The organism is Bradyrhizobium sp. I71, from assembly GCF_022354745.1.
In the GTDB taxonomy this organism is placed as follows: domain Bacteria; phylum Pseudomonadota; class Alphaproteobacteria; order Rhizobiales; family Xanthobacteraceae; genus Bradyrhizobium; species Bradyrhizobium liaoningense.
Window position 1 is genome coordinate 4,832,822 of sequence record NZ_CP059398.1, and the last position, 23,332, is coordinate 4,856,153.

Sequence of the window (23,332 nt, forward strand, 5' to 3'; positions counted from 1 at the left end):
GCCAACTAGATGGGCACGATCGTCGATAAGCTTTATGGAGAATACGCTGCTATCGTTGGAATGATGGATCAATACAATGCGGTCTCCTTCAGAAATACGCTGAACGAGAATTTTCGTAAGACCCTGCTCCTATGCGCAGCAAGCCATTTTGAGTTTCGAATCACGACCGATGTAATTTCGTTCTGTGCCGAAGTTGCTGGCGGGAATACGATGATTCCTAGTTTGGTCAAGAATAAAGCTGTTAGTCGGCAGTATCACACGTGGTTTGATTGGAATTCAAGCAATGCAAACATGTTCTTCAACATGTTTGGAGAAGATTTTAAGGCGCATATGGCCAAATTCCTGCGTGAGGATCGGAATCTGACCAAGTCAATTGCCGACTTCATTGAAATCGGTCGAGAGCGCAACAGGCTCGTTCACCAAGACTACGGAAGCTTTTTCCTTGAGAAGACCGCTGAGGAGATATTTGGTTTGTACGTCTCCGGCATGATCTTTGTTGATTTTGTCCCAAAGGCGCTGCGTGACTTTTCAGCGAAGTTACGTTCCGATGGTGGGCTACCTGAAAACGCCAAGATGGATTCTGGCGCCGCGTAATGCCGGCTAATCTCACCGTCTGGTACAACACTCGCTGCCTCGTCTGCGCCGCCGGTATCGACTGGCAATGCAACAAGCTGCTGGCGCTGGTGCGTGCGGGTATGGTCGAGTTCAAGGACATCAACGAGCAGCCGGACGCGCTGGCGCACTTTGGCGCCTCGCTGGACGACATCAGGCGGCGGCTGCATGCGACCCGATGAGGCAGGGCGGCTCATCGTTGGCGCGGATGTCGCGATTGTGCTGTGGCGACTGACGCCAGGGGGTGGCTTGCAGCGCTGCTCAGCAATCGCGTACCGCTGCCGTTCACACGATTCTTCTATGACCGGTTTGCCGATCTGCTGCTTGCCTGGACCAAGCGGAGCGGACGGTGGTGAGTGCCTGCCAGTGCCCGCCTACTTCTTCTTCGCCCCGACCCGCTCGAGCCGCTTGATCTCCAGCGGCGGGCGGCCGCTCTTTTCGGCGATTACGCGGTCCTGCTCCATGATGAAGCCGCGCGCGGGTTCGTCGCCGTCGAGGCCGCCGAGCAGTTCGGCGGGCACGCGGCGATTGGAGCGTTGGGAATCGTCTTCATAGACGACGTTGAAGAAGGCGAATTCGCCTTTGGGATTGGTTCCGGGTTTCTTGGCCATGGCGGCTTGTCGTCGATCATCGCGCCACAGTCAAATAACTTCGCCACCGCCGTAACCGAACGCGGCAGGCTTGACGCGGCTGTGAAGGGACCTGATGCGGAGAGGGAGCCAGGGATCTTCTGCGACCCTTCGGGGAGACTTTCGCCTCCAATAAACGGCGGGCCCGAAGCCCGCCGTTTATCTTGGTCTCACCGTCGCCCGGGGCTGGCAGGGCGACAACTTAAAATAGAAGATTATAGAAGGCGCGCTGCGATGGCAAGGCAAATCGTGGTGGTGTCGATGTCGCAGCGAGCGCATCAGATATGCGTTTGTTCCGATGTGCGACGTGGGCATACATCGAGACATGGTTTGGGCTGCCAAATCATTTGTTCATCTCGCTTGCTGTTGCGACCCTGCGAGAGCAACGCGCTCTGTAGGAACGTGCGTTGGCCTGCACGTATTCCCGCTTGCGTGCTCTGTGATCGCAAAGCAAGGCCGGTGCCATCCTCCCGGCGCGTATCTCAATGCGTGTGTGTGCGCTGCGTCAATTCCTGCAGGGCGAGTCGCGACCCGTGGCCGCCACCCTTGTCGGTGTCCTCCTTGCGCCCCTGCGCCATGATCGCGCTGCCCATCGCGGCCGAGCCGAAGGTGATGAGGAAGGAGGCGAGCAGCAGGAGAAGCGCCACGCCGGGCGCACGGTCGGCGAAGATCAGCTCGCGCAGATGTCCGGGATTGAGCCAGAGCAGGCCGCCGACCAGCAGCGCGGCCGCGCAGGCGCCGATCGCGAGGTTGATGGCGAGCAGGCGGAACAGCGGGATGCGGAGGAGGGCGCGGGTTGATTGAGGCTGGTGGTCGGCCATGGATGATCGCTTCATGCTGGCTTTGATGCAGTGACTGACGGTTGCTCAGGCATCGGCATTGTAGCGCCAACTCTCGCCCCGGAATGACGAGCAGTGGTCTTGGCGATACTATCCACCTCACGCCGCCGGCGCGATCCGACTGCCCGACTCCTGCGCCGCTTGCTGCCGCTCCATCATGGTCTGCCACAGCGTTGCGATGCTCACCTGCGTCTGCGGCGCGATCAGGCAGTGCCCCTCATTGTCGAAGCCGCAGAACCGAACCGATGGGTCCTTCTTCACTTCGGTCAGCGCCTGGTTGATCATCTCAAGGCACGTCATCACCTGGCCGATGTCCTGCAGGCGCGTGTGATGCAGGATGTCCATCAGGCGGAACGTCATCACCGCGGGACGGCCGAAGCTGATGCCGGGGCGGCCGAGCTCGAACAGCACGTTCACCGCAGGAAGCACGCCGCGGATGTGCTCGAGCACGCCGGCCATCTCTTCCACGCTGCAGGCGACGAGATGGGCCGCCTGTGGCGGCGGCGCGGCCTCCGGTGTCCGTGGCGCCAGCCCGAGTGTGGCGATCACCTCCTGCTCGATCCATTGCCGCACCGGGGCGGGGGCATTGCGGATCTGCTCGGCGGTCAAGGTGATTCCGGTCATGTGCGGTTCTCCTGTTTGCCTCAATCTAGAAAGCACGGCGTGAGATGGTTTGATGCGGATCAAGCCTTGCGCTTCAAGGTCCTGCGCTTTGACGCTCGCTGTGTTCCCGGGCATGATCGCCAGCTGCTTCGCGCAAGGAATCTGGGGAACTGCTGCACATGCTGAGACCGCTTCTCGCCGCCGCCGTCGTCGTCTGTCTGACCGGCGGGTCGGCGCAGGCCGCCCGTTGCGGCGGCGATTTCGACAGTTTCGTCGCCAGCATGGCGCAGGAAGCCCAGGCCGCCGGCGTCTCGACGGGCGTGACCAATGCGGCGCTCGGCGGCGTGACCCAGGACGCTGCCGTGCTCGCCTTCGACCGGCGCCAGCGCTACACCTTCAAGAAGAGCTTCGAGCAGTACGTCTCGACCCGTGTCGGCCCCGGCCGCATCAATGGCGGCCGCGCGATGCTCCAGCGTCACGCTGCGCTGCTCTCCCGCATCGAGCAGCAGTTCGGCGTGCCCCGCCATATCCTGGTCGCGATCTGGGGGCTGGAGAGCGATTTCGGCAAGGGCGACACCGGAAAGCTGCCGGTGGTCCGCACGCTGGCGACGCTCGCGCATGATTGCCGCCGCACCGACCTGTTCCAGGGCGAACTGCTCGCCGCGCTCAAGATCGTGCAGCGCGGCGACCTGCCGCTGCGCGACCTCATCGGCGCCTATGCCGGCGAGATCGGCCAGACCCAGTTCCTGCCGTCGTCCTACATCAAGTACGGCGTCGATTTCGACGGCGACGGCCACGTCGATCTCCGCCACAGCGTCCCCGATGTGCTCGCCTCGACCGCGAACCTCCTGCACACCAACGGCTTCAAGATGGGCCAGCCCTATGATGAAGGCACGCCGAATTTCGAGGCGATGCGGGAGTGGAACAGGGCGGTGGTCTATCGCAAGACGATCGGGTATTTCGCCGATCGGCTGGCGGGGCAGTGAGGGAAGCACTTCGAGAAGCAACGCGCACTCACGCACCACACGCGGTGCCATCGCCCGGCTTGACCGGGCGATCCAGTACGCCGAGGCAGTCGTGGTTCACTCGATGAGCCGCGGCGTACTGGATTCCCCGCCTGCGCGGGGAATGTCAGCGGAACTCGCCGCGTCGCCATCACGTCCCTGACTTACGTCCCCTTCGCCATCTTCTCCAGCCGCCGCTGCAGCGGCGCCCAGTACGTTCCCGGGCGGAAGCGCTGCAACAGGTCCATGAAGCGGGCGTCGTTGCCGATCAGGATGCGCGGCTCGTTGTTCTCGATGCCCCTGATGATGCGCAGCGCGGCATCCTTCGGCGTGGTCTTCGCTGCGTTCTCGAACCGCTCGATCGATTGCGCGCGGCGGGCATTGTCGGTGACGCCGACCCCGGTGCGCGCGTTGCGCGCGATCGCGGTGGCGACGCCGCCGGGATGGACCACCGACAGCTTCACCGGGCTTCCTGCCGCCGAAAGCTCATGCCGCAGGCTCTCGGAGAAGCCGCGCACCGCGAACTTTGCCGCCGCATAGGCCGCTTGCCCCGGCGGCGCGATGATGCCGAAGATCGAGGAGAGATTGACGATGTGCGCCTCTGCCAGCGTCTTCAGATGCGGCAGGAAAGCGCGCGTGCCGTGCACCACGCCCCAGAAATTGATGTCGAACAACCAGTTCATCTGCGCCTGGTCGATCTCCTCGAACGAGCCCATGAGCGCCACGCCGGCATTGTTGACGACGATGCCGAGGGCGGGATGCGCGGTGGTCGCCTCGCTCGCGAACCGCACGATGTCGGCGGGCTCGCCGACGTCGATGCGATGCACGCTGACCTTCCGCGTTGTTCCGATCTCCGCGGCGAGCGCCTTCAATCCGGCCTCGTCGCGATCGGCCAGCGCGAGATCGCAGCCGCGCTGCGCCAGCTCGAGGGCCAGCGCCCTGCCGATGCCGCTCGCCGCTCCCGTGATGGCGGCCGCCCCCCGAATCGTCGTCATGAACTCCCCCGTCAAGTCCCCGATCGTGGAACTATGAGTTACTTTTTTTTGAAATGAAACCGAACCGTTGCCGGCCTCGGTTTTTAACATGCGTCATGGAGGCATGCATTGGGAGCCGCCGATGGGACAAGCAGAGCCGTTTCGCGCGACAGCGCTGATCGTTGAAGACGACGCCATGCAGCGGGAGATGCTTTGCGTTCTCCTGGAAGAAAGCGGCTACCAGGTCATCCAGTGCGAAAGCGCGGAGGCCGCCGAGCGCGTCCTCGACAAGAGCGCCGGCGCGCTCTGTCTGATGCTGACCGACGTCCAGCTTGCCGGCCGCATGGACGGCGTCGAGCTCGCGCATGTCGCCAAGCACCGCAATCCGAACCTCGACGTCGTCGTCACCTCCGGCCGCCCCTTGAAGCAGCCCTTGCCCGATGGCGCCAAGTTCTGGGCCAAACCCTGGGCGCCGCTCGACGTGCTGCGCGAGGCGGAGATCGCTCAGCTGTCCTGACGGCTCCCCCCGCGGGCTCGCTTTCTCGCCGCGAGCCGCGGTGGTAAGGTCCGCTCATGACCTTGTCCTTCCTGCTCACCTCGCTCATCGTCGTCGCATCGCCCGGCACCGGCGTGCTCTACACGCTCGCCTCGGCGCTGACCCGCGGCTCGCGGGCCAGCATGGCGGCCGCCTTCGGCTGCACGCTCGGCATCGTGCCGCACATGGTGGCGGCGATGCTCGGCCTTGCCGCCGTGCTCCACACCAGCGCGCTCGCCTTCGCCGTGCTGAAATGGTGCGGCGTCGCCTATCTGCTCTATATGTCCTGGCAGGCGCTGCGCGAGACGGGGACGCTCGCGGTTGACGGCGAGATCAAGGAGCGGTCGAGCGGCCGCGTCATCGTCACCGGCTTCCTGATCAACATCCTCAATCCGAAACTGTCGATCTTCTTCCTCGCCTTCCTGCCGCAGTTCATTGCGGCGGACGAGGCCCATGTGCTGGCGCGCATGCTGGAATTGAGCGGCGCCTTCATGGCGATGACGTTCGCGGTGTTCGTCCTCTACGGCCTGTGCGCCGCCTCGGTGCGCGAGCGCGTCATCTCCCGCCCCCGCGTCATGGCCTGGCTGCGGCGGAGCTTCGCCGCGGGATTTGCCGCGCTCGGCGCCAGGCTCGCGTTTTCGGAGCGGTAGGTTCTTCTTCACGTCTCGAAAGGTGGTCATGCCCGGGCTTCTCCCCGGGCAAAGCGCCTCGAACATCCACCTAATAAAAAAGCGGGCCTTGCGCCCGCCGCCTTCAAACCCGCCCGATCCGACCCGACGCCCGGGCGGAGCGAGACTCCACCCGGGCAAAGAAACAGAAGCCTCGTTACTTCTTCTTCGCCTTCTTGGCCTTTTTCGCCTTCTTCTTCGCCGCCTTCTTCGCTTTCTTAGCCATAGTATCCTCTCAAGGGTTAATGGTGGAACGCGACACGAGGGATGCTCGGCGGAGGGCCAGCCTCGCAACATCCTCGATGACAAACTCAGCAGATTCGGAGCCGGCTGCCCCGCGCTGTCATATCTCCGTCATTGCGTTATCCACAGCTCAGATGCATTTTCGGGTGATTTTTGGCCGCGAATCCGCCTCACAGGGCTTCCGCGGCGCAGCCCGCTCCTCCGCGGCAAGGCTTGATTAACGATGCCGCAATCCGTTCGCGGATTCATCAATCCAAAACCAATGCCCGAGTTTACGCGATTGCGGTGAGACTCCATTAAGCGCGCCGGGCGCATGGTCCTCCGCAAGAACCCGGGGGCGGTGATGGACGGAGTTTTGCCAAACGGAGAGGGCGGGCTGCTGCGCGTCCTGCGGCCGTCATGCTGAGCGTGCCGACACTTTGGACGGTGTTCATCGTCAACTTTCTCGCGCTCGGGCTAATCTGGGCCTATGTAGCGCGTTCCTATCCGAAATTCATGGCGGCGCGGTTCTGGATGGGATCCGCTTTCGTCGGCTCGGCCGGCGCGACGACCGCGCTGCTGCGCCTGTTCATCGACTCTGCCGTGCCAACCGTGGCCGGCGCCGTCGGCATCATCATGGCCTGCTGCCTCGCCGCCATGGGCATCCAGCGCTTCTACGACCGGCCGGTGTCGTGGCGTCTGATGGCGGCAACGACGATGCTGAGCCTCGCCGGCATCGTGGTGTTCCTGTTCGTCGTCGATCACATGCTGCTGCGCATGGCGAGCTACACGCTCGGCCAGGCCGTGCCGCTGGTGCTGGCGTTACCTTTGTTGCTGTCGCCGCCTGAAGGTCGCGCCAGCCCCGGGGCGCGGCTGTCCGCTATCGTCATTATCGCCGTCATCGGGATGTTCGCGGTGCGAACGGCGGGCAACCTGTTCGGCTACGACTTCTCGGCGCAGGGCGCCGGTCAGGTCCATGGCTTCCTGGTTCTGGTGCTGCTGTTCCTGTCGATGACGCTCAATTTCGGTTTCCTGCTGATGGCGATCGATCGCTTGCGCAACGAGGTTGCCGACCTCGCGCTGCTCGACGATCTCACCGGCGTCGCGAACCGGCGGCACCTGCTGCAGCGTCTGACCGAGGAATGTGCCCGCTCGGAGCGCTCTGGCGCGCCGTTTGCGCTATTGCTGATCGATCTCGACGGCTTCAAGACCATCAACGACACCCATGGCCATGCCGCCGGCGATGCCTGCCTGAAGCACTTCACCCTGATGGCGCAGACGCGCCTCCGGCCCGGCGACATGCTCGCCCGCACCGGCGGCGACGAGTTCTGCGTCGTGCTGCCGTCCTCGTCCTTGCGCGAGGCGGCCGCGATCGCCCGCCGCGTGATCGAGGTCTGCCGTCAGGATGCCGCCACCTGCACCGGCAGCGACATTCCGATCGCGATCTCGATCGGGGTCGCGCAGTGGGACCGCGACATCGGGAAATTCCCGGATCGCCTGATGGCCAATGCCGACCATGCCCTCTATGCCGCCAAGAAGAACGGCAAGAACGATTTCGCGATCCATGATCCCGCCCCGCCGCTTTCGCCGGAGACGGTCGAGGCGTTGAGGAAATTCGCGTAAAGCCTGTCAAGGCGCGACGCGATCAGGATGAATCGCCATCGCGCTTCGGCTTGTTTGTTTGAGCATGATCTTTGGCGGAAAACCGCTGCACACTTGTTCGCATCATGCTGTAGGCTTGGGCCGCATTGGACCTCGCATGATGATGTTTCGCCTGCCCGCGGCCGTTTTCGCCGCTCTCCTTCTGATCGCTCCTGCCGCCGCCACCGATGCCGAGCTCGCAAAGCTCGCGCGCGCCTCCGGCACGCCCGACATTCCCGGCTTGAAGATCGTCTGGCTGGCGCCGTGGGGCGATGTCCGCAACGCAAAGCCCTGGCGCAACATCATCGTGCACCAGACCGAGGGACCGGCGGGCTCGGCGCGCGGCGGCGCGCAAGCGCAGGCGAAGCACCCGACACGGCGCGGCGTTACGGTCTGGGTCGAGACCGACGGCACGGTCTATTGGGCGGTCGCCGAGAATCTGGTGCCGACCCATGGCGACGGCGCCAACCGCAACGACAACAAATACATCGACAACCGCTCGACCTACCGCCAGGTGGTGCGCGACAATTCGATCGGCGTGGAGTTCGCCGGCAATTATCCCGACGTGACGGCGGGCCCGACCGAAGCCCAGGTCGCGGCGTGGAAGATCCTCGTGAAGGTGCTGCGCGCGCGTTACGACATCCCGCTCGACCGCGTCTATGCGCACAACTGGATCGACTACAAGGACGCCCGCTATTGCGAAGGCTGCTCGCTCGCGACGATGGCAAGGGAGTGGGGGGAGTAGGTCTCAGCCGTCATTCCGGGACGCGCCTCTTGGCGCGAGCCCGGAATCCATTGATCCGCCAACTCTGCGACCCAGGGATTCCGGGCTCGCGCTCCGCGCGCCCCGGAATGACAGCGGAGCTTGCACCGCCTGCGCCATCCAGCCGAACAAGCGCGTCACACAAACAAAAGCGCGTCACACAAACAAAAAAGCCGGCGTTGCCGCCGGCTTTTTCTCTCTTTCGATCCGCCAATCCGTCTCCGCGGCGAGAGCCCGCTTAATGCGCGGCTTCCAGTGCGGCCTGTTCCTGCCTTGCGATCGTGCCCTTGACCGCGGACTGCACCTTCTCGAAGGCGCGGACCTCGATCTGGCGGACGCGCTCGCGCGAGACGCCGAATTCGGCGGCAAGGTCCTCCAGCGTCATCGGCTCATCGGCGAGGCGGCGGGCCTCGAAGATGCGGCGTTCGCGCGGGTTCAGCACGCCCATGGCGCCGTTCAGCGCGTCACGGCGGTGATCATATTCCTCGTGCTCCGCCATCATGGCTTCCTGGTTGGGCGTGTTGTCGACCAGCCAGTCCTGCCATTCGCCGGCTTCGCCGTCGTCGCGGATCGGAGCGTTGAGCGACGCGTCGCCACCGAGGCGGCGGTTCATGTCGATCACGTCCTGATCGGTGACGCCGAGGCGCTTGGCAATCATCTTCACCTGGTCGGGGCGGAGATCGCCCTCGTCCAGCGCGTTGATCTTGCTCTTCGCCTTGCGCAGGTTGAAGAACAGCTTCTTCTGGTTCGCGGTGGTGCCCATCTTCACGAGCGACCAGGAACGCAGGATGTACTCTTGAATCGACGCCTTGATCCACCACATGGCGTAGGTGGCGAGACGGAACCCCTTCTCGGGTTCGAAACGCTTCACCGCCTGCATCAGGCCGACATTGCCTTCCGAGACGACCTCGGAGATCGGCAGGCCGTAGCCGCGATAGCCCATGGCGATCTTGGCCACGAGGCGGAGGTGGCTGGTGACGAGTTGGTGCGCCGCGTCGCGATCGTCATGCTCGCGCCAACGCTTGGCGAGCATGTATTCCTGCTGGGGCTCCAGCATCGGAAACTTGCGGATCTCGGCGAGGTAGCGAGAAAGGCCGGATTCTCCATTGAGGACCGGCAAAGCAGCGGTACGGGCCATAGTGCGCCCTCCAAAAAGGTTCAGGCCCCCGATAGCGGCGGGCCAGGCAGACGACCGCTGTGTTAAAGCCGGTCGTAGCTGCGATGTTCCGCGTTGGTCATTTCAACGCAGACGCAATATACCTCATCGGGGGTCGAAAAGGGAAGGATTGCTGACGTCACGTCCCCGTGTGGCAGCTATAACTTTTTGTAATGTAAAGGCTTTCTGAAGCGGCCTGCGTCATAGCGCCGCTTTGAGGGCGCGTTCGAGGAGAAGCAAATCCTCCGGCAGAGGCGCCTCCCAGTGGAGTAATTCTCCTGTCCTCGGGTGCTCCAATACCAGCAGGTAAGCATGTAGGGCCTGCCTCCCCAGCGTCGCCAAAGCGGCCTGCGCCTCAGGGCCGAGCTGGTTGGCCTTGGTCTTGAAATGCGGGCCATAGACGGCATCCCCCATCAGGGGGTGGCCGATATGAGCGAGGTGGACGCGGATCTGATGGGTGCGGCCGGTCTCGAGCTCGCAGGCGAGCAGGGCGGCGACCGGCTTTCCATCGCGCCCGGCAAAGCTCTCCAGGATCTCCCAATGCGTCACCGCCTCGCGGCCGCCCTGGCGCACCGCCATCTTCTCGCGCGCATGCGGGTGGCGATCGATCGGCGCGTCCACCGTGCCGCGATGCCGGTTCGGCACCCCCCAGGCAAAGGCCATGTAGCCGCGCCGCATCTCGCCGGTGCGGCCGTGATCGGCGAATTGGGCCGATAGCGAGGCATGCGCCAGGTCGTTCTTGGCGACCACCATCAGCCCGGTCGTGTCCTTGTCGAGCCGGTGCACGATGCCGGGCCGGCGCACCCCGCCGATGCCCGACAGCGAGGCGCCGCAATGGGCGATCAGCGCGTTCACCAGGGTGCCGGTCTCGTGGCCTGCCGCCGGATGCACGACCAGCCCTTTCGGCTTGTTGATGACGATGATGTCGTCGTCCTCGAACACGATATCGAGGGCGATCTCCTCCCCCTTGGGCTCGGCGGGCGCCGCCTCCGGCACGTCGATTATGATCGTATCGCCGGGATTGACGTGATAAGCGGGGTCGCGGACCGCGGAGGCCTTCAGGTGCACTGCGCCCGCCAGGATCAGGGCCTTCAGCCTCGATCGCGACAGCTCCGGCCGGCGCGCCGCCAGCACGCGGTCGAGCCGGGCCGAGCCCTCGTCGCCGGCGACCACGACCTCCAACCTTTGCGCAGACCCAGAGCTTTCCATGACGACGTCTGATACCGCTGTTCCCGAACCGACCCCCGAGCAGGCCGCGCTGTTCGCGCGGGTGCGGCGGATGATGCTGATCGCGGGGTTGACCACGGCGCTGGCGATCTGCGCCGTGCTGATCGCGGTGGGCTACCGCCTTTTCAAGTCCGAGGGAAGGGCGCCCGAACCGGTGGGCGACGTCATCGCCACCCTGCCGAAGGGCGCCAGGATCGTCTCGACCGGCGTCGCCGGCGACCGCCTCGTGGTCACGCTGGACGTCGGCGGCATCACCGAGATCCGCACCTTCGACGCCCACACCCTGAAGCCGGCCGGAAAGCTGAAATTTGCCAACGAGCCGTAAAAGGCCCGTCGGGGTCCTTGCGGCGGACAAATTTCGAGGTTATTGGCTAGCCCTCACGCTCCCTTCGTCTAGCGGTTAGGACGCGGCCCTCTCAAGGCTGAAACAGGGGTTCGATTCCCCTAGGGAGCGCCAAGATATCAAGGGCTCGGTTGGAAACCTACTTGAGGGAAGAGAACCAGCTATCGATGTCCTTGCGAACCTGATCTTTGGCAAAGCCATATCGCTGTTGAAGCCGACCTTCGAGCTGCTCGCGTTTGCCGTTGATTGCGGTGAGATCGTCGTCGGTAAGTTTGCCCCATTGCTCCTTCACCTTGCCTCGGAGCTCCTTCCAGTTTCCTTCGATTTGATTCCAGTCCATGGTGTGTCTCCAAATTCCAGATTGAATACGCTGCCGCGTCATCGCGGTCACTGAACCGCAGCGTTAATCGTGTTTTCGAGCGACGGCCGCTCGAGAGCGCGTTCAGTGGCGCGGGCCTGCGCCAGAGCTTGCCACGCCCAAATGGCGTTAAAGGTGCCCTTAGTAGGGGGCGTAGTATTGGCGGCGATACGGGTAGGGACCGCCGTAGTAACCTGGTGCGTAGCCCGGCGCGTAACCCGGACCGTAGTAGCCGGGGCCGTAGGCCCCATAGGCGGCGGCTCCCGCTGCGGCACCAAGAACTCCAAGACCAATGGCCGCCCCGGGAGCAGGCCGATAGCCGCGACTGCGGTAATGGCGTCGATAGCCGACCTCCGTCACTTCGGACGAGGACGTCCCTTCTGTCAGAAGAGGCGCGCTCGGCGAGATCGGAGCTGCCCCTGAAGGAAGTACCGAGCCGAGCATCGCGGCGCCGAAGAGCGCGGCGGCAGTCGCGCATGTCCTAGTCTGCCTATTCATCGCTGTACCTCTCGAACTTGAAGCATCTCAAGCGGCAAGTGGCTTGCGTGTCACTGGCCGGCTTGATGATTGCCTTTGTTGCAGCTGCTGACGAAGAGCCTCAACGCAGAGTGCTCTGAAGGTCACGTGGCAGGTCTAAAGTCTCGTGCTTCTAGCGAAGCAATAGACCCGCGCCGCGACTTGATCGATCACTTGGCGCAAGTCTTGTCGGCTTTCAAAGCCGCTTCTGCGGAAGTCCTTGTCGTGTGCGCGACGCCGACAACCTTCATCTTGCTGTCGGTCGCAGGCTGGCTCTCGACGATCTGACATCTCATGGTCGCGCTATCCTGAGCCAGGTAAAACGATGAGGGCGATTGCCCAACGGTCTTGCCCGTCTCGGCCGCGAATAACGGCGAAGCGAGCGCAAGGACTGCGACCGTCGCCAATAGGGTGCTTTTCATGGAATCCACCAATTCTAGTTCGTCCGGAACCGGACAATGAACGAATAGAAGCGGCGGGCAGGCGTTCCCGCTATGGCGGATATGTTTTTTGCGCACCGATTGATGTGGATCAATGACGATTGCGAATGCCTGTTGGCAGCCGAACTATATGACCACTTAATATCAGGCCGCCGAGATTTTAGGTTGCCCTCCTCACGGGCAGGGATGCCTTAGGCCGTCGTAGCCGAGATAGGTGCCGGAATACGGGTCATAGGACCTGAAGCGTTGCGCGCAATAGCCGTCTGCGTCGCCACCAATATAGGGTGGCGGAGCGACATAGGCCGGCCCGTAATAGCCGGGAGCGTAGCCGTAATAGCCGTAGGGCTGCGTTGCGCCAACAATTGCCCCGCCGATCAGCGCGCCAGCGATGCCTGCACCAATTCCAATGCCTACACCGCCACGATAACCACCGCGCCAGCCGCGGCGATATTGCACGGTCTCTACCGATGGCGCCACCGCGCCGCGTAGCATCAGCGCGGAGGTTGCCGGTGCCGCTGTGACCGGCGCGACGACCCACGGTGTGGTGGCGACGATGAGCGCAAGAAGCACAGTCTTGGACGTCTTGTTCATGACAGCATCTCTAAGTTCTGGCAGAGCGGCTGCCTTCAGCGCAGCCGGCCATCTTCGGGAAGGGACGCGTCACAATGATCCAGGAAAGCCTACGTGAATTGATCCAGCGCAACGTGAGCGTGCATCGATTGGACAGACTTAACTTGCTCTTCGGAGACATTCGCGAAGCAGCGCCCTACGCATGAGCGAGCGCTGATCTCCTCCTTTCATCCGCGGTGGCGCATGCGTGTCGCTGCCACGACAGAACAAGGGGCTTCCATGCTTTCACTCATCATCGGGATCTTGATCATTTGCGTCGTCGGGGCAATTTGTTTCTGGCTCATCGACAAGTTTGTCAATGAATCCCGTTTGGCGGGTCTTCTCAAATTGTTGGTGGGGCTGGTCTGCCTGGCCGCGATCCTTCAACGGCTGTTGCCGCTGGCGGGAATCAATTGGCTATAGCCGACCGGCAATTCGCCGCCGATGTGTTGCGTGAAAGGATGCGGCGCTCACGCAGCAGATCGAACCGGCGCGTGAGGCGCGTCAGGAATGCGAAGCTCAACGGCGATCGCCAAAGATCCCGTCGGCCTAAGACGTGACAAGAACTTCTACGGACATCCCGGCGAAGGCGCCGGTGCTTCCGACGAAGTTGCCGGACACAGGGGTCGTCTGCCGGATATCGCGCGCCACCGCGACCGGGATCAGATTGAACCCGCCGAGGCTGCGATTAGTTGGGTCGAACGCGATCCAGCCGGCTCCCGGTACGAACACCTCCGCCCACGCATGGGTTGAACCCGCGCCGCTCGATCCGACGCTCTGTTGTCCTGGATTGTGAAGGTAGCCGGAGACGACTCTGGCTCCGAACCCGAGCATGCGTGCTGCTTCGGTGAAGAGCACCGCGAAATCCCGGCATGACCCCCAGCCGCGATTCAGGGTTTCTACCGGCGTCTGGGTGCCCTCGTCCTCACGGCTCTGATACCGGACAGCTTCGGAAACGCCGACGCTGAGGTCCTTGAGCAGCGACAGCGTGTCCGTCCGACTTCCTCGAACGAACATTCTTGCCCAACTTCGCAGGACCCCAGCCGTGTCCGAGAACTGGGGGAGAGCGAGGGCGCCGAGATCGGTCCAATCGTCATCGGAATAGCGGAATGGATAGGATATCGCCGAAGCCGCGATATCGAACACCGGCCATGCAACCGCGTCGAGCTGAAGCTCTGCGACACTGGCGATCACCAGGTTCGACGCTGTCATCTGAAACGTGGCCGTCGCGATTGCATTGCCAAACACATCGTGGGCCCAGGTCAAGGCCGCAGGCGGCGTCACCGTGATGTTGCTTGAAATCAAACGAAGCTCGCGGCTTTCGCGCGGACGAAGCATCATGCGGTGCGGCAACAGGCGCACGTGTTCGTTGAATCGATAGGTCGTGGTGTGAAGAATCTTCAGCGTGATCAACGAAAGCTCCGATCGAGCCTCTGGCCGAGCCCCTTGTCCGGCGGTCCCCTTCGGGAAGTGTGGCCGAGTTGACGAGCCCATGCAAATGTCGATCCAAGTCCTGTCATGAGCGCGGCCTGATCGAGGCTTAGACGGACCTCCGTCATCCCGTTGATTTAGATCATGACGGCAGGCTCCAAGTCCCGGAGACTTGAGATCAAGCCATCGATCGTGATGCCGAGCTCTTCAAGCGGCCTCCGCGGGGCAGGTAAGGGCGGTCGGAAGAGTATTGGACAGATGAGTCGCATCCACAAAGAGACCCACCTCGTTGCGCGCATCGGCTGGCTGCGAGCGGCCGTGCTCGGCGCCAATGATGGGATCATATCGACCGCAAGTCTTATCCTGGGAGTGGCGTCGGCTGCCGTCTCCCGAAGCGATGTTCTCTTGACCGGGATTGCCGGGCTGGTTGCCGGAGCCATGTCCATGGCGGCTGGCGAATATGTTTCAGTCAGTTCGCAGTCCGATACGGAGCATGCCGACCTCGCGCGTGAGAAGCGCGAACTGGCAGGCGACCCGGTGTTCGAGCGAGAAGAGCTCGCTCAGATCTACGTCGCGCGAGGCCTCGAGGCCGGTCTCGCCCGCGAGGTTTCGAAGCAATTGATGGCAAAGGACGCCCTGAGCGCGCACGCGCGGGACGAACTTGGCATTTCGGAGATCAGCACCGCTCGTCCGGTGCAGGCAGCGTTGGCATCGGCTGCGACCTTCTCCGCCGGAGCGGCAGCGCCGCTTGCGCTTGTCCTGGTCTCGCCATCCAATGTGTTGATCCCGGTCGTCGCTGCAGGATCGCTGCTCTTCCTGTCGCTGCTCGGCGCAATCGGCGCCAAGGCAGGAGGCGCCGGCCTGTTGAAGCCAACCATACGAGTGACATTTTGGGGGGCCTGCGCGATGGGACTGACGGCCGGAATTGGCGCAGTTGTTGGCAGGGTTGTGTGAGCGCTGGTCGCGCTTGCGACGCCACGTCGTGCAGTGTCTCGGCCTTCCTGGCACATGCGCCCTCGTAGTTTCCTTCCGTGCTGGCCATTTGGACCGGAGAGGTGGTCGATGGACGCAGCCGACGCGGGGGACGGGGTCTATCGGCAGGCTGTCACGCCGGTCTCGGCTGCATGACGGCACTTGAGGCCACTCGCTTTCTCTTTCTCTTGGCCCAATGTCCTTCCAGCCGGCGTGCTTGTCCCATTGAAGATCGGCTCACCCCTTAGGCGGCGAGAGCCTGGGCGTTGAGCGAGCGGCTCTCGAGATTGGCTGCGATGTGGCGCTTGATCGTCGCAAGATGCAGGCGGTGCTCGGCTCGCTCGGCAGAAATGACGCCGTCGCCGAATCTGGATGCGCCAGCCGCGGCGTCAGCATGGCACGTGGCAATATGATCGACGTCAGCCGTGCACGGGCGTTTCCCTCGCGACGATGTTGGGGGCCCGACGTGAGGTCGGACGTTGGGCCGGAATCTGGAGTTATGTGTCGTGCGCGCATCAGTACCCTTCGGAATCTGCACCTGAGACGCTCGGCACATTGCCCGGTCGGCCGGCCTGCTAGTGCTTGGCGAAGACATCGATCGCATGAAGCGCGCAGGGCGCGAGGGCGTTGGGATTCATGGCAAAGTTGCGCGCGGGCGTCAGGCGAGGTTCGAAACTGGGCATCGGCTTGTTGAGCGGCACCGCGTTGTCCTCGGTGGTTTTTGTCCTTGCGCTCGAGCCATCCAGTCCGGCGCTCGCGGCGGGCGGCGCCGGCGCTGAAGGAAGCGGAAGCTTCCTCGGGACCGGGACCGGCGGCGACGGCGGATCAGGCGCCACCGGATATAGCGGCGAAACGGGCAATGCCGGTCAGAGTGGCACCGGTGATTTCGGCGGCGGCGGTGGTGGCGGTGGTGCCGCCGGCGGCGGCGCGGGCGGGGCTGGTGGACTCGACGGCAGCGGTTCGGCCTCCGGCGGCGCCGGAGGCATCGGTGGCACGAATGGTGCCACCGACATTACGTCCGTGTCAGCGGGATCAACGATCAGTGGCGGCGCGGGCGGCCAGGGGCAGGCCGGGGTCGCAACGTCCTCCGGGCTTGGCGGTGGCGGCGGCGGAGGCGGCGGAAGCGGCGGCTATGGCGTTGTCGAAACCACGTTTCTCACGCTCACCAATTACGGGACGATCTCCGGAGGTTCCGGTGGTGCCGGCGGGCCTGCCGATCTTGCGCGGGGTGGTTACGCCGGTGACGGCGGTGTCGGTGCCATTTTCACCGCCGGCGGTGTTCTCAACAATTTCGGCACCATTTACGGCGGCAGCGCCGGCGATACCAGCGGCTTTGATCCTTCCCAGGCCGGGGCCGCCGTCGTCGGAAGCAATCTCACGATCCTGAATGCGGGAACGATCTCCGGCGGCAATGGCGGCGGTCGCGCGGCGATTGACTTTCTCAGCGGCTCGAACGTTCTGCAACTGCTGTCCGGCTCCTTCATCAACGGCAATGTCAAGATCGAAGCCGGCGCCAGCCTGACCATCGACCAGGCAAGCGCCGGCGTCGACGCAACCTTCGGTATTCCTTTCACCACGGCCCTTGTCGGCTCCGGAACCCTCTCGATCGACGCCGGCGCGCGGACGCTGACGCTGAACGGTTCGAACGGTGGTTTCACCGGCACCACGAATCTGGTCAGCGGAACGACGGTCATCAACAATGCCAGCGGGCTGGGCACTGGCACGATAGAGTTTACCGGCGGGACCGCCGGTTCGACGCTGGCGGCACAATTCAGCGGCACGTTCGGTAACGACATCAATATCGCAGTTGGTAATTCAGCCACGATCGGTGCCGCCGCGGGCAACACGCTGACACTCGGCGGCGGCTTCACCTACGGTGGCGGCACGGGAACGACGCTTACCTTCGGCTCGGCGACGGCGACCGGCACCGTGCTGTTCGCGCCAAGCAGCCTGACTTTGAATTCTGGCGGCGCCCTTGCCATCGATGGTGGGGCCCTGTTGGTTGGCAATTCAAACGGAGCCGACCTTCTCGGCGGTCTCAGCGGCACTGTCGTGGAGAGCGGTGCTTCGCTCGAGCTCCAGGGCGGCCTGTCGATCGGCAATTCGCCATTGACGCTCAAAGGCGACGGCGTCGCGAACGGCGGGGCGCTGCGCAACATGTCCGGCAACAACAGTTTCGCCGGCGCCATTACGCTGGGATCCGACGCGCGCATCGATTCCGATGCCGGCCGGTTGTCGCTGACCGGGGCGATCACCGGCGCCGGCCAGACCCTGACGTTCGGCGGCGCCGGCGCGATTCTCGTCAGCAACACGATCGCGATCGGCGCCGGCGGCCTGACCTATGACGGGACCGGCGCGCTCACGCTCTCAGGCGCCAACACCTATACGGGCGGCACCATCATCTCGAGCGGCACGTTGCAGCTCGGCAATGGCGGGACGACGGGATCGCTCGTCGGCGATGTCGTCGACAACGGCGTGCTCGCGATTGATCGCTCCGATACCCTGACGCTCGCCGGCGCGATTTCTGGTAGCGGCACGTTTCGGCAGGATGGGAGCGGCGCCACCGTTCTGACCGGCACCAACACCTATACCGGCGGTACCATCATCTCGAGCGGCACGTTGCAGCTCGGCAATGGCGGCGCGACGGGATCGCTGGTCGGTAATGTCGTTGACAACGGCGTGCTCGCGATTGATCGCTCCGATACCCTGACGCTCGCCGGCGCGATTTCTGGTAGCGGCACATTTCGGCAGGATGGGAGCGGCACGACCGTCCTGACCGGCACCAACACCTATAGCGGCGGCACCATCATTGCGGACGGCACGTTGCGGCTCGGCAATGGTGGAACGACGGGATCGCTCGTCGGCGATGTCGTCGACAACGGCGTGTTCGCGATCGATCGCTCCGATATTTTGACGCTTCCCGGCGTGATTTCCGGCAGCGGTGCGTTCCGGCAGAACGGGACTGGAACGACCATCCTCTCCGGCATCAATACCTATACCGGCGCGACGACGGTCGATGGCGGCACGCTCGCGGTGAATGGCTCGATCGCGTCGTCCAGCCTGCTGACCGTCAATTCAGGAGGGACTGTCGGCGGCACCGGCACCTTGTCGTCGACAGTCATCGCCGGTGGCGGCACGCTGGCGCCCGGCAATTCCATCGGCACGATTTCGGTGAGCGGCAGCCTGACCTTCGACACGGGCGCGAGCTATGCTGTCGAGGTTTCGCCGAACGCCGCGGACCGCACCAATATCACCGGAACGGCCACGCTTGCCGGCACGGTGAACGCGGTATTCGCCCCCGGCAGCTATATGGCGCGCAACTATACGATCCTGTCCGCGGCCGGTGGGCTCGGCGGCACCACCTTCGATCTGCTTACGACAAGCGGTCTACCAGTCAATTTCACGGCCAGCCTGAGCTATGGCACGACCGATGTGTTGCTGAGCCTCAAGGCGGCGCTGGGCGCACGGCAGGAGCTTGCGACCAATCCGTCGAACGTCGCCAATGCCATCAACGGTTTCTTCAATGGTGGAGGCACGCTGCCCCCCGGTTTTGTCACGGTGTTTGGGCTGTCCGGCGCTCCGCTCGCCGGCGCGCTCGGCCAGCTCTCCGGCGAAACCGCCAGCGGATCGCAGCAGACGACCTTCAACGCGATGTCTCAATTCATGGGCGCGATGACCGATCCGTTCGTGCTCGGTCGGAGCGACGGCGTACCGGCGTCGACCGGCGCTGCGCAGTTCGCCGATGCGGCCGCGGCCGCAGCCTACGCCTCCACCGGCGGCAAAAGCTCCACCTCCGAGCGGGATGCCTATGCTGCGATCTTTCGCAAGGCGCCGGTGACGGCAGGTCCCCTCACGCAAGGCTGGAGCGTGTGGGCTGCGGGCTATGGCGGTACGCAGACCACCGACGGCAACGCCACGACGGGATCGAACACCGCGACCAGCCGCCTGTTCGGCACGGCCGTCGGTGCCGACTACCGGTTCTCGCCGAACACCGTCGCGGGCTTCGCACTCGCCGGCGGCGGCACCAATTTCAGCGTCGCCAATGGCGGCACCGGGCGGTCCGATCTGTTCCAGGCCGGCGCGTTCGTGCGGCACACCATGGGTGCGGCCTATCTCTCCGCAGCGCTGGCCTATGGCTGGCAGGATGTCACCACGAGCCGCACCGTCACCATCGCCGGGATAGATCAGTTGCAGGCGCGCTTCAACGCCAATGCGTATTCGGGCCGCGTCGAGGGCGGCTATCGCGTCGCGATGCCGTGGATGGGCCTGACGCCCTATGCGGCCAGCCAGTTCGTCACCTTCGATCTGCCGGCCTACGCCGAGCAGGCGCTGTCGGGCGCCAATACCTTTGCATTGAGCTACGGCGCCAAGAGTGTCACGGCCTCGCGGTCGGAGCTCGGCTTGCGCGCCGATAGGTCGTTCGCGCTTGTTGATGCGGTTCTGACGCTGCGGGGACGCGCGGCGTGGGCGCACGACTTCAATCCGGAGCGCTCGATCGCGGCGACCTTCCAGGCGCTGCCGGGCGCGTCGTTCGTGGTGAGCGGTGCGACGCAGGCGCACGACGCGGCGCTCACCACCGCATCCGCCGAGGTGAAATGGCTCAACGGCGTTTCGCTGGTGGCGACCTTCGAGGGTGAGTTCTCCAACGTCACCCGCAGCTACGCCGGCAAGGGTGCCTTTCGGTATGCGTGGTGACGCTCGCAAACAATGAGCGGGCAACGAGCAAACTCATCGGGAACGGCCCTCCGCCGCAAGGCGGGCGTCTCCACTTGGCTCGCCTTTGTTGCAGTTTGATCCATCGCGGTCGCCAGCGATTCCGCCTGGTTTTTGCCATGCGCCTCTCGCTCGCCGCGACCTTCGAGGGTGAGTTCTCCGATGTCGCGCGCTCCGGCAACGGCATGGCGCGTTACCGGTGGCGAGAGCGGCGCGGGCCGGGTTTCAAGCAGAAATGCCGCGCGCTGCCGGTTCGAGATCGTTGATAGCGTCCTTCGCTGCTGCGGCCGTGGTCGGGCGGCTGACGAGAGGCGGCACGCCCTCCTGCGCCGGCAGGCTGATGACCGCGTGCAATCCCTTCGGCCCGTTTTTCAGGACGATGTCTCCGCCGTGGTGGCGGACAATGGTCCGGGCGATGGAAAGACCGAGGCCCACGCCTCCTGTTTCGCGATTTCGCGAATTCTCAATCCGGAAGAATGGCGCAAAAACCTGCTCGCGGGCGCTGTCGGGAATGCCGGGTCCATCATCCGAGACGGTGATCTCGATGTTGTCTGCACCTCGCTCCAGGGTAACGCGCGCCCGCTCGCCATAACGGATAGCGTTCTCAATCAGGTTACGGCACGCGCGGCGGAGTGCGTCTGGCCGGCAGCTGTAGCCGATCTTCTGTCCGTTCGAGAAAGACACGTCATGACCGAGTTCGGCGAGATCGTCGCAGAGACTTTCCACGAGAGCCGTGAGATCCAGGGTTCGCGTAGTCTCCGCGGTCGCATCTTCGCGGGCGAATGCGAGGGTCGCCTCTGTCATCGTCTGTATTTCGGCAATGGTGGACAGCATCTTCTCGCGGACCTCCTCGTCGCGGACGAATTCCGCACGCAAACGGAGCGAGGTCAGAGGTGTGCGCAGGTCATGACCGATGGCGGCCAGCATTTTGGTGCGGTCGTCGACGAAACGATGCAGGCGCGCCTGCATGCGATTGAATGCCTCGGCGGTGCGTCGGATGTCGTCGGGGCCGGTTTCCGGCAGCGGCACGACCTCCTGGCCACGGCCGAGCGCCTCGGCCGCTACGGCGAGGCGGCGCAAGGGCTGCGCAATGCCGCGTGCGGCAAACACGGCGATAATGGACAACGACAACGCTGAAAGGCCGAGCGCCAGGGTGGATTTGGAGGTCCAGAAGCCGTCTTGTGCGGGTTTGGCAAAGGCAGTGTTCAGCCACGCCCCATTCGCCAACTGAACGGCCAGCCCCATGCCGGTGGTGTCATCGAGATAAAGGAACTTCGCCGGCCGGGAGAGTGGCCAGGCTTCCGGTTTCAGGTCGACCCACTGGGAGGAGGTGGCGCCGCTGCTCTTGGCTGTGTTTCGGGTGAAGTCCGGTCTCACCTCGGCGGGCACGTTGTGACCGGGAAAGGAGACGCGCGGCAATGGCTGCGCCAGGCGCTCCCATGCCTCCTCTCGCCACTCCGAAGCATCCTTCAGGCCGTTGGTCGATATCCAATATCTCGCCGAGCTCGTGTTGCTGGCATTGAGGATGTCGGTCTGCAGCGATTGAGGCGTCGCTTCCAGGACCCGGGCCAGCGAGGCACACCTGCTGAGTATCTCGCCCTTGGCGGCCTTCCGGATCGACTGCCCGTGCTCGTCCCAGGAAATGAAGAATACGATGGCCTGCGACAGCACGAGAGACAGCAGCGTGAAGCAGATGAAACGGGCCGCAAGGCTGCGCGTCCACAAGCTCGTCATGGTTGCCCGATCTCCGCGACGAGGCTGTATCCGCCACCCCAGTGAGTCTTGATCAAGGCTGGTACTTTCGGGTCGGCCTCGATCTTCTTCCGCAAGCGGCTGACCTGATTGTCGATGCTCCGGTCGAACGGATCAGCATCTCGGCCGACCGTCAGGTCAAGGAGCTGGTTGCGGCTGAGTACCAGGCCCGGATGATCGAGAAATGCGCACAGGAGACGAAACTCGGCCGTGCTGAGCGGCACGGCAACGCCGTCGTTTCCCAGCAATTCGCGCCGGTTGACGTCAAAGGTCCATCGGTCGAAGCGTACGATCTTGCTCGCCAGCCGACCTCTTTGCGGCGGCAGGCTTTGCACTCGCCGAAGCACCGCCTTGATGCGGGCGAGCAGCTCGCGGGGATTGAACGGCTTGGACAGATAGTCGTCGGCGCCTACTTCCAGACCGACGATGCGATCGGTCTCCTCCGCCATGGCAGTCAAAAGGATAACGGGAAGCTCGGTGGTGCTGCGCAGATGGCGGCAGAGGGACAATCCGTCCTCGCCCGGCATCATGATGTCGAGAACGATCAGGTCCGGAGCACTTCGTTCGAGCAAGCGACGCAGTGCGATAGCGCTCTCTGCGAGGCTGATGCGGTAGCCATGTTGCATCAAGTATTTGCCGACGAGGTCGCGGATGTCACGATGGTCGTCCACGACGGCGATGTGCGGTGCCGAGTCCATCCGATTGCTCCGTTCCGCATCAAAATGAATTCCAGTAGCCAGCCCATCAAGAATGTACCGGCCACGTACGATCGGCTGAAATCACATCCTTGCGGGATGGCATCCCTGAAAGGAACGTGGCGTCAAATCGCGATCGCGAGGGGGCCGGGTGGTTCCGGGGAACTGCCCTCATCTGCAACGATTTCCAAGCGTGGCCGAAACATCTTGGCCACAAGCTGTCGCAAAACTTTGTCCCGGCAGCCCGTTTCTGTCGCAAATTGTCGCAAGCTCGCATGTCGATCGGAATCTGATGCGATCTCGAAAAGCCGCACTGAAGGCAACGTGGTCGATGAAGGGCAGATGAGAGGAGCCGGCAGGTAGAGAGGCCAAGTTGTCGCGAACTATGCGATGCAGCATGCCTGAGACAGATCGCGACAATTCCCGGTAGCCGTCGGCAAAGTTCTGCGACAACCGGATTCCATCGTGCGCATGTTCAACCGAGCAGGAGCGCTGCATGTGCGCGATGGACGCCGTTTCTCACGAAGCAGTTCCGGCAATCCCGAAAGGCTCGACGGTCGGGAACGATGATGGCGACGCCACGAGGGGACGGCTTCTTCGCAAGGCCGCATTTCGGATCACCTGCCTGCT

General features: G+C 63.7%; 23 protein-coding genes, 1 tRNA gene and 1 pseudogene. 12 read left to right on the forward strand and 13 right to left on the reverse strand.

Annotated features, from left to right (window positions below):
- The first annotated feature begins 9 nt into the window (after positions 1-9).
- Complete coding sequence (locus FJV43_RS23360) at positions 10-594, forward strand: HEPN domain-containing protein (protein ID WP_239621429.1); 585 nt, start codon at positions 10-12, stop codon at positions 592-594.
- A pseudogene (locus FJV43_RS23365) lies at positions 594-968 on the forward strand (DCC1-like thiol-disulfide oxidoreductase family protein). Before FJV43_RS23360 ends, FJV43_RS23365 begins: the two are co-directional and overlap by 1 nt.
- 18 nt (positions 969-986) lie before the next feature.
- Here the strand turns inward: FJV43_RS23365 and FJV43_RS23370 are convergent.
- From FJV43_RS23370 to FJV43_RS23380, 3 genes are all read right to left on the reverse strand, one after another.
- Positions 987-1,223 (reverse strand): hypothetical protein, encoded by a 237-nt coding sequence (locus FJV43_RS23370; protein WP_239621431.1) that lies wholly within the window; start codon positions 1,221-1,223, stop codon positions 987-989.
- 500 nt (positions 1,224-1,723) lie between these two features.
- The gene (locus tag FJV43_RS23375; protein WP_239629561.1) at positions 1,724-2,062 is read right to left on the reverse strand and encodes a hypothetical protein; all 339 of its coding nucleotides are present in this window, start codon (positions 2,060-2,062) and stop codon (positions 1,724-1,726) included.
- A 117-nt stretch (positions 2,063-2,179) separates the two neighbouring features.
- On the reverse strand, positions 2,180-2,704 hold the full coding sequence (locus tag FJV43_RS23380) for a hypothetical protein (RefSeq protein WP_239621433.1): 525 nt from the start codon (positions 2,702-2,704) through the stop codon (positions 2,180-2,182).
- Positions 2,705-2,862: 158 nt separating this feature from the next.
- On the opposite strand from FJV43_RS23380, the gene FJV43_RS23385 reads away from it, so the two are divergent.
- Positions 2,863-3,669: a lytic murein transglycosylase gene (locus FJV43_RS23385; protein WP_239621435.1), complete on the forward strand. Its 807-nt coding sequence runs from the start codon at positions 2,863-2,865 to the stop codon at positions 3,667-3,669.
- A 182-nt stretch (positions 3,670-3,851) separates the two neighbouring features.
- Here the strand turns inward: FJV43_RS23385 and FJV43_RS23390 are convergent, their stop codons facing one another.
- Positions 3,852-4,682: an SDR family NAD(P)-dependent oxidoreductase gene (locus tag FJV43_RS23390; protein ID WP_239621441.1), complete on the reverse strand. Its 831-nt coding sequence runs from the start codon at positions 4,680-4,682 to the stop codon at positions 3,852-3,854.
- 121 nt (positions 4,683-4,803) lie between these two features.
- Here FJV43_RS23390 and FJV43_RS23395 point away from each other — a divergent pair, with 121 nt between their 5' ends.
- The 4 genes from FJV43_RS23395 (at position 4,804) to FJV43_RS23410 (ending at position 8,472) form a co-directional block, all read left to right on the forward strand.
- The gene (locus FJV43_RS23395; protein WP_239621443.1) at positions 4,804-5,178 is read left to right on the forward strand and encodes a response regulator; all 375 of its coding nucleotides are present in this window, start codon (positions 4,804-4,806) and stop codon (positions 5,176-5,178) included.
- 56 nt (positions 5,179-5,234) lie between these two features.
- The gene (locus FJV43_RS23400; RefSeq protein WP_239621445.1) at positions 5,235-5,846 is read left to right on the forward strand and encodes a LysE family translocator; all 612 of its coding nucleotides are present in this window, start codon (positions 5,235-5,237) and stop codon (positions 5,844-5,846) included.
- A gap of 660 nt (positions 5,847-6,506) precedes the next feature.
- The gene (locus tag FJV43_RS23405) at positions 6,507-7,709 is read left to right on the forward strand and encodes a GGDEF domain-containing protein (RefSeq protein ID WP_239621447.1); all 1,203 of its coding nucleotides are present in this window, start codon (positions 6,507-6,509) and stop codon (positions 7,707-7,709) included.
- A gap of 136 nt (positions 7,710-7,845) precedes the next feature.
- Positions 7,846-8,472 carry an N-acetylmuramoyl-L-alanine amidase gene (locus FJV43_RS23410; protein ID WP_239621449.1) on the forward strand — a complete coding sequence of 209 codons (627 nt, stop codon included), beginning with the start codon at positions 7,846-7,848 and terminating at the stop codon, positions 8,470-8,472.
- A gap of 256 nt (positions 8,473-8,728) precedes the next feature.
- Here FJV43_RS23410 and rpoH read toward each other — a convergent pair whose 3' ends face one another.
- Together rpoH and FJV43_RS23420 are read right to left on the reverse strand one after the other, a co-directional pair.
- Complete coding sequence (gene rpoH, locus FJV43_RS23415; RefSeq protein WP_061880464.1) at positions 8,729-9,628, reverse strand: RNA polymerase sigma factor RpoH; 900 nt, start codon at positions 9,626-9,628, stop codon at positions 8,729-8,731.
- A gap of 219 nt (positions 9,629-9,847) precedes the next feature.
- On the reverse strand, positions 9,848-10,855 hold the full coding sequence (locus FJV43_RS23420; protein WP_239621451.1) for an RluA family pseudouridine synthase: 1,008 nt from the start codon (positions 10,853-10,855) through the stop codon (positions 9,848-9,850).
- Here FJV43_RS23420 and FJV43_RS23425 point away from each other — a divergent pair.
- Both FJV43_RS23425 and FJV43_RS23430 read left to right on the forward strand, forming a co-directional pair.
- Entirely contained in the window at positions 10,854-11,198 is a 345-nt protein-coding gene (locus FJV43_RS23425) for a hypothetical protein (RefSeq protein ID WP_061880466.1), read from the forward strand. The two genes, FJV43_RS23420 and FJV43_RS23425, sit on opposite strands and share 2 nt — an antisense overlap.
- A gap of 57 nt (positions 11,199-11,255) precedes the next feature.
- Positions 11,256-11,330 (forward strand) — tRNA-Glu (locus FJV43_RS23430).
- A gap of 25 nt (positions 11,331-11,355) precedes the next feature.
- Here FJV43_RS23430 and FJV43_RS23435 read toward each other — a convergent pair.
- From FJV43_RS23435 to FJV43_RS23450, 4 genes are all read right to left on the reverse strand, one after another.
- Positions 11,356-11,556, reverse strand: coding sequence for a CsbD family protein (locus tag FJV43_RS23435; protein WP_239621453.1), 201 nt, complete (start codon positions 11,554-11,556; stop codon positions 11,356-11,358).
- A 159-nt stretch (positions 11,557-11,715) separates the two neighbouring features.
- Positions 11,716-12,072, reverse strand: coding sequence for a hypothetical protein (locus FJV43_RS23440; protein ID WP_239621461.1), 357 nt, complete (start codon positions 12,070-12,072; stop codon positions 11,716-11,718).
- A gap of 188 nt (positions 12,073-12,260) precedes the next feature.
- The gene (locus FJV43_RS23445; RefSeq protein WP_239621463.1) at positions 12,261-12,512 is read right to left on the reverse strand and encodes a hypothetical protein; all 252 of its coding nucleotides are present in this window, start codon (positions 12,510-12,512) and stop codon (positions 12,261-12,263) included.
- Positions 12,513-12,704: 192 nt separating this feature from the next.
- The gene (locus tag FJV43_RS23450) at positions 12,705-13,121 is read right to left on the reverse strand and encodes a BA14K family protein (RefSeq protein ID WP_239621464.1); all 417 of its coding nucleotides are present in this window, start codon (positions 13,119-13,121) and stop codon (positions 12,705-12,707) included.
- Between the two features lie 258 nt (positions 13,122-13,379).
- Here FJV43_RS23450 and FJV43_RS23455 point away from each other — a divergent pair, with 258 nt between their 5' ends.
- Positions 13,380-13,562 carry a hypothetical protein gene (locus FJV43_RS23455; RefSeq protein WP_239621466.1) on the forward strand — a complete coding sequence of 61 codons (183 nt, stop codon included), beginning with the start codon at positions 13,380-13,382 and terminating at the stop codon, positions 13,560-13,562.
- A gap of 126 nt (positions 13,563-13,688) precedes the next feature.
- On the opposite strand, the gene FJV43_RS23460 is transcribed toward FJV43_RS23455, so the two are convergent.
- Positions 13,689-14,552: a transglutaminase family protein gene (locus FJV43_RS23460; protein WP_239621468.1), complete on the reverse strand. Its 864-nt coding sequence runs from the start codon at positions 14,550-14,552 to the stop codon at positions 13,689-13,691.
- A gap of 276 nt (positions 14,553-14,828) precedes the next feature.
- Here FJV43_RS23460 and FJV43_RS23465 point away from each other — a divergent pair, with 276 nt between their 5' ends.
- Together FJV43_RS23465 and FJV43_RS37185 are read left to right on the forward strand one after the other, a co-directional pair.
- Positions 14,829-15,524, forward strand: coding sequence for a VIT family protein (locus FJV43_RS23465; RefSeq protein WP_239621470.1), 696 nt, complete (start codon positions 14,829-14,831; stop codon positions 15,522-15,524).
- Positions 15,525-16,178: 654 nt separating this feature from the next.
- On the forward strand, positions 16,179-20,237 hold the full coding sequence (locus tag FJV43_RS37185; protein ID WP_256456213.1) for an autotransporter domain-containing protein: 4,059 nt from the start codon (positions 16,179-16,181) through the stop codon (positions 20,235-20,237).
- 243 nt (positions 20,238-20,480) lie between these two features.
- On the opposite strand, the gene FJV43_RS23475 is transcribed toward FJV43_RS37185, so the two are convergent.
- Positions 20,481-21,989: a HAMP domain-containing sensor histidine kinase gene (locus FJV43_RS23475; RefSeq protein WP_239621472.1), complete on the reverse strand. Its 1,509-nt coding sequence runs from the start codon at positions 21,987-21,989 to the stop codon at positions 20,481-20,483.
- Entirely contained in the window at positions 21,986-22,705 is a 720-nt protein-coding gene (locus FJV43_RS23480; RefSeq protein ID WP_131869289.1) for a response regulator, read from the reverse strand. The genes FJV43_RS23475 and FJV43_RS23480 overlap by 4 nt, the downstream gene beginning before the upstream one ends.
- Positions 22,706-23,332: the final 627 nt, after the last annotated feature.

What these genes read in the sequence shown, in the direction of transcription:
- FJV43_RS23375 (WP_239629561.1), bottom strand. Translation starts at nt 2,062, where the DNA reads ATGGCCGACCACCAGCCTCAATCAACCCGCGCCCTCCTCCGCATCCCG.
- FJV43_RS23440 (WP_239621461.1), bottom strand. Translation starts at nt 12,072, where the DNA reads ATGAATAGGCAGACTAGGACATGCGCGACTGCCGCCGCGCTCTTCGGC.
- rpoH (WP_061880464.1), bottom strand. Translation starts at nt 9,628, where the DNA reads ATGGCCCGTACCGCTGCTTTGCCGGTCCTCAATGGAGAATCCGGCCTT.
- FJV43_RS23360 (WP_239621429.1), top strand. Translation starts at nt 10, where the DNA reads ATGGGCACGATCGTCGATAAGCTTTATGGAGAATACGCTGCTATCGTT.
- FJV43_RS23450 (WP_239621464.1), bottom strand. Translation starts at nt 13,121, where the DNA reads ATGAACAAGACGTCCAAGACTGTGCTTCTTGCGCTCATCGTCGCCACC.
- FJV43_RS23370 (WP_239621431.1), bottom strand. Translation starts at nt 1,223, where the DNA reads ATGGCCAAGAAACCCGGAACCAATCCCAAAGGCGAATTCGCCTTCTTC.
- FJV43_RS23435 (WP_239621453.1), bottom strand. Translation starts at nt 11,556, where the DNA reads ATGGACTGGAATCAAATCGAAGGAAACTGGAAGGAGCTCCGAGGCAAG.
- FJV43_RS23410 (WP_239621449.1), top strand. Translation starts at nt 7,846, where the DNA reads ATGATGATGTTTCGCCTGCCCGCGGCCGTTTTCGCCGCTCTCCTTCTG.
- FJV43_RS23475 (WP_239621472.1), bottom strand. Translation starts at nt 21,989, where the DNA reads ATGACGAGCTTGTGGACGCGCAGCCTTGCGGCCCGTTTCATCTGCTTC.
- FJV43_RS23420 (WP_239621451.1), bottom strand. Translation starts at nt 10,855, where the DNA reads ATGGAAAGCTCTGGGTCTGCGCAAAGGTTGGAGGTCGTGGTCGCCGGC.
- FJV43_RS23425 (WP_061880466.1), top strand. Translation starts at nt 10,854, where the DNA reads ATGACGACGTCTGATACCGCTGTTCCCGAACCGACCCCCGAGCAGGCC.
- FJV43_RS23405 (WP_239621447.1), top strand. Translation starts at nt 6,507, where the DNA reads ATGCTGAGCGTGCCGACACTTTGGACGGTGTTCATCGTCAACTTTCTC.
- FJV43_RS37185 (WP_256456213.1), top strand. Translation starts at nt 16,179, where the DNA reads ATGGCAAAGTTGCGCGCGGGCGTCAGGCGAGGTTCGAAACTGGGCATC.
- FJV43_RS23390 (WP_239621441.1), bottom strand. Translation starts at nt 4,682, where the DNA reads ATGACGACGATTCGGGGGGCGGCCGCCATCACGGGAGCGGCGAGCGGC.
- FJV43_RS23380 (WP_239621433.1), bottom strand. Translation starts at nt 2,704, where the DNA reads ATGACCGGAATCACCTTGACCGCCGAGCAGATCCGCAATGCCCCCGCC.
- FJV43_RS23455 (WP_239621466.1), top strand. Translation starts at nt 13,380, where the DNA reads ATGCTTTCACTCATCATCGGGATCTTGATCATTTGCGTCGTCGGGGCA.
- FJV43_RS23445 (WP_239621463.1), bottom strand. Translation starts at nt 12,512, where the DNA reads ATGAAAAGCACCCTATTGGCGACGGTCGCAGTCCTTGCGCTCGCTTCG.
- FJV43_RS23400 (WP_239621445.1), top strand. Translation starts at nt 5,235, where the DNA reads ATGACCTTGTCCTTCCTGCTCACCTCGCTCATCGTCGTCGCATCGCCC.
- FJV43_RS23465 (WP_239621470.1), top strand. Translation starts at nt 14,829, where the DNA reads ATGAGTCGCATCCACAAAGAGACCCACCTCGTTGCGCGCATCGGCTGG.
- FJV43_RS23480 (WP_131869289.1), bottom strand. Translation starts at nt 22,705, where the DNA reads ATGGACTCGGCACCGCACATCGCCGTCGTGGACGACCATCGTGACATC.
- FJV43_RS23385 (WP_239621435.1), top strand. Translation starts at nt 2,863, where the DNA reads ATGCTGAGACCGCTTCTCGCCGCCGCCGTCGTCGTCTGTCTGACCGGC.
- FJV43_RS23395 (WP_239621443.1), top strand. Translation starts at nt 4,804, where the DNA reads ATGGGACAAGCAGAGCCGTTTCGCGCGACAGCGCTGATCGTTGAAGAC.